The organism is Longimicrobiaceae bacterium, assembly GCA_035696245.1.
GTDB lineage: Bacteria > Gemmatimonadota > Gemmatimonadetes > Longimicrobiales > Longimicrobiaceae > DASRQW01.
In genome coordinates this window covers 1-4,104 of record DASRQW010000061.1, presented here as the reverse complement: position 1 = coordinate 4,104, position 4,104 = coordinate 1, and the positions used below count along the sequence as shown (strand labels likewise).

Below are 4,104 nucleotides of genomic sequence, written 5' to 3'. Positions count from 1 at the left end.
GAGAACTGGTCGGCGATCTCGATGGCCCCGATGCTGTCGCCGGGGATGCGCGCCTCGCCCGCGATGGCGCCCACGATGTCGCCGGGGCGGATGCCGCGCCGCGCGCCCACGCTGATGAACAGGCGCGTCATGTTGGCGTTCGAGCGCCGCCCGCCGCCGCGCGCGGGGCCATCCGTGCGTCCGGTGCGCCGCGGGTTGGGCCCCCGGTCGCCACGGTCGTCGCGGCGGGGTTCCCACTCAGGGATCTCCGTCTCGGCTTCGGGCTCCTCGCCGCGGCTGGCGTCGGCGGCGAGCTTGGCGGCGGCGGCGGCCACGTCCAGCACGTCGAACTGCTCGGCCAGCGGGGAGATGGCCTCGCGGTACATCTCGAAGTCGTTCTCCTCCAGCGTCTCGCGGATGGCGGAGCGCAGCAGCTCCAGCCGGCGCGAGCGCAGGTCGGCCGCGGTGGGCACGCGTGCGTGCTCGATGGGCCGGCCCACCAGCCGCTCGATGGCCCGCATGAGCTGCCGCTCGCGCGGCTGCACGATGCTGATGGCGGTGCCCTCGCGCCCCGCGCGGCCCGTGCGGCCGATGCGGTGCACGTACGCCTCGGGCGTCTGCGGGATGTCGTAGTTGAAGACGTGGCTCACGTGCTCCACGTCCAGCCCGCGCGCCGCCACGTCGGTGGCGATGAGCAGGTCGGCCGTGCCGTCGCGGAAGCGGCGCATCACGCGGTCGCGCTGCGTCTGGTTCAGCCCGCCGTGCAGTGCCTCGGGCCGGTAGCCGCGCACGGTGAGCGCCTCGTTCAGCTCGTCGACCTCGTTGCGCGTGCGGCAGAAGATGATGGCCGAGGTGGGCGCCTCCAGGTCCAGGATGCGGCCCAGCGCCTCCAGCTTGTACGGGCGCGGCACCGTGTACGCCACCTGGCGCACCAGCGGCGTCTCCATGGGCGCCGCCTTCACCGTGATGCGCTCCGGGTCGCGCATGTGGCGCTTGGCCAGATCCGCGATGCGGGGCGGGAAGGTGGCCGAGAAGAGCGCCGTCTGCCGGGCCGCGGGCGTCTCGGTGAGGATGGCCTCGATGTCTTCGATGAAGCCCATGTCCAGCATCTCGTCGGCCTCGTCGAGCACCACGTAGTCCACGTTCGACAGGTCCAGCGAGCGGCGGCGGATGTGGTCCAGGATGCGGCCGGGGGTGCCCACCACCACGTCCACGCCGCGGCGCAGCGGCTGCAGCTGCCGCTCGATGGGCTGTCCGCCGTACACGGCCAGCACGCTCACGCGGCGCCTCGCGCCGTACTTGTGCACGGCCTCGGCGACCTGCACGGCGAGCTCGCGCGTGGGCGCAAGGATCAGCGCCTTCACGCCCGAGCGGTCCGGGCGGATGCGCTCCACCAGCGGCAGCGCGAACGCCGCGGTCTTGCCCGTGCCCGTGGCCGCCCGCCCGATCACGTCGCGGCCTTCCAGCAGGATGGGGATGGCCTGCGTCTGGATGGGGGTGGGCTCCTCGTAGCCCAGCGCTTCCAGGGCCGCCAGCACCTCTCCGCTCAGGCCCAGGTCTTTGAACGTCACGCCGCTTTCCTCCGCGTTGCCCGCCGCCGTGTTCCCCGCGGGCCGGTCCTGTGCCGCCCCGCCGTCCTCGTCGTCGTCCACATCCTCGTCGTACTCCGTGCGGTCCTGGGCCGCGGCCGCGCTCGTCGCGCCCCCGGCCGGGGCCGCCGCGTCGTGCTCCGCGGTCCCGTTATCCGCCACCGTCCCGTCCGCCGCGGCCTCGCCGCCGCCGGAAACGGTCTCGTTCTCCACTGCCTCGTCAGCCACTGTACGTCCTCTCTCGACATGATTTCACCCCGCCGCCCCGCACCACAACCGTTGAATGTCGCGGCAAACGCCCGCCACGGCCAGCCCTCGGGCCGATTTTCGTGCTTCGGAGGAGCCCCGAAAGCTCCCCGCCGGCATGCCCGCGTCGGTCCCAGCGCCTCGGCCGGTGTGCGGTGCCCGAGGGGCACGTCCGCATTCTCGCGTCTGCCGCCGGCAGGGCGACGACCGGGAGAGATCCCAGGCGGCACCTTCCGCCGTACCCGTACAAACGTGGTGCGGAACGAGACTGTCAGTAGTATCGGCAGGCTCGTTCCGCGGGCGGGGAGACCCCGGACGCAGGCGGGGCAGGCAGTATCGCCCCGCCGGAGGAGGAGGCTCCCCGACCCCGTGCAGGAGACGGGCGGCAGGCCGTATCGCCGCGCGGCTCCGGAACGGCCCGCCGCACCAGCGCCTCAGTAGCCCATCTGCCCAACGTCCGGCTCGCGCGCGAACGCCCTGAACGCCTCGTCCGGGCTGTCGTGCGACTCCAGCAGCCTGCGCAGGCGCCGGAACGACAGCCGCAGCATGCGCTCGCGCAGCAGGATGTCCGGCGGGATGGGCTCGGTCAGCCACTCGGGCCGGTACTTGTCGGTGGTGGGGTGCTCGGGCGCGTTGAGCAGCCCCTCTGCCGGGGGGCACACGCCCAGGCCGGAGCGAACCAGGTCGTAGGCCAGCGCGGGATCCACCCCCTCTTCGAGCGCCACCTCGTAGAGCAGGTCGGCCAGGTCGCCGGGCATGCCCGCCTCGGCCGCCTCGTTCATGACCTCGATGCGGCGGCGTGACCTTTCCGAGGGCGGCGCGTCAGTCTCCTGGGGGCCCAGCAGGCACTCGGCGCTGCCGAAGTAGGTGTCCTCGCCGCGGCGGCGGCGGCGGCGCTCGCGGTAGGCCGCCAGCGCGTGGCCGGCGGCGGCTTCGCGCTCGGCCAGCGCGGCCGGTTCGTTCACGTCCACGGTCCCTCCCGTTGGCCAGCCTTCGGGCGCGCACGGCGCACGTCCGTCCGGCGCGGGAGCGGAGCAAGCGGCGGACCACCCCGCCCGCGCCATGGTCCGCGTGGGGGCCCGGGGCGACCGACGGTGGCTCGTGGCGGGACACGGGAGATGCGCGGCGAACCCGCGGGAAATCGCACGCGGGGACAGGGAAAACGCACGGTCCGCGCGTCGCCCGCACAAGGCGCGACTCTTGCACCCGGCGCCTCGCGGCCCGTCTGCCGGAGGTGCGGTCTATGGCGCGCGGCCGACGCCGGATCCGTCCCGAAGGTGCGCTTTCCGCGCCCGGTCCCACGAAGGACAGAGCAGCGCCCGTCCACGGTGACGGCGGCACGCGCTGCGCGGTGATGATTCCGCGGCTGCGCCCATCAACGTGCTGCGAACATCCGTCGGCCCAGCCGGCGGAGGCGCGACGCCGTGGACGGGTTCTTCGGCCCGAACCTCGCCGGGGGAGCGTGATCCTTCCGTGAGATGCCCTGCGGGTGAGGGAGATGCGCGGCGGGCGTCACGCCGTGGACGGGCGGCGCGTTGTGTGGAGGGAAGCTGTACGCGGGGCGGTGCGGGCTCACGCCGGCGGTGCGCCGCGCGCGGGGCGGTCACGGGTGGAGGGCAGGCTAGGGGAGGCGGCGCGCCAGGCTCCGGCGGCCGCCCGCGCGGGAGGGGAGCAGAGTGCGCGGAGGCCCTCCGGACGGGGAGCTTCGCGGCGGAGAACCCAAACACACCGGTCAGGAGTTCCAATGTCCGCTTTCGCTCGCAGGTCCGCACGGCTCGCCATGCTGGGGTTGGGTCTGGCCGCGCTGGGCGCCGCGCCCGCCCGCCTGGAGGGCCAGTACTTCGGACGCAACAAGGTGCTGTACCGCACCTTCGACTTCCGGGTGCTCAAGACGCCGCACTTCGACATCTACTACTACCCCGAGGAAGAGGTCGCCACGCGCGACGCCGCCCGCATGGCCGAGCGGTGGTACGCGCGCTACACGCGCATCCTCGACCACGAGTTCCAGCAGCGCCAGCCCGTCATCCTGTACGCCAGCCACCCGCACTTCCAGCAGACGGCGGCGCTGGGCGGCGACATCGACGAGGGCACCGGCGGCGTGACCGAGGCGTTCAAGCAGCGCGTGATCCTGCCGCTGGCCGGCTCGTACGAGGAGACGAACCACGTGCTGGGCCACGAGCTGGTGCACGCCTTCCAGTACGACATCACCGGCGTGGGCCGCGCGGGCGGCGGGCTGGAGGCGGCGGCGCGCCGCTTCGACGTCCCCGGCTGGTTCGTCGAGGGGATGGCG

The 4,104-nt window shown here is 73.7% G+C and carries 3 protein-coding genes; 1 reads left to right on the top strand and 2 read right to left on the bottom strand.

The features are described from left to right. On the bottom strand, window positions 1-1,796 hold a 1,796-nt coding region (locus VFE05_02930), incomplete at its 3' end, for a DEAD/DEAH box helicase (GenBank protein ID HET6229004.1). Window positions 1,797-2,248: 452 nt separating this feature from the next. Next, window positions 2,249-2,785, bottom strand: a complete 537-nt coding sequence (locus VFE05_02925; GenBank protein ID HET6229003.1) for a hypothetical protein — start codon at window positions 2,783-2,785, stop codon at window positions 2,249-2,251. 773 nt (window positions 2,786-3,558) lie between these two features. Between VFE05_02925 and VFE05_02920 the strand changes: the two genes are divergently transcribed. Beyond that, window positions 3,559-4,104 (top strand): hypothetical protein (locus tag VFE05_02920; GenBank protein HET6229002.1); only part of this gene is annotated, 546 nt, incomplete at its 3' end.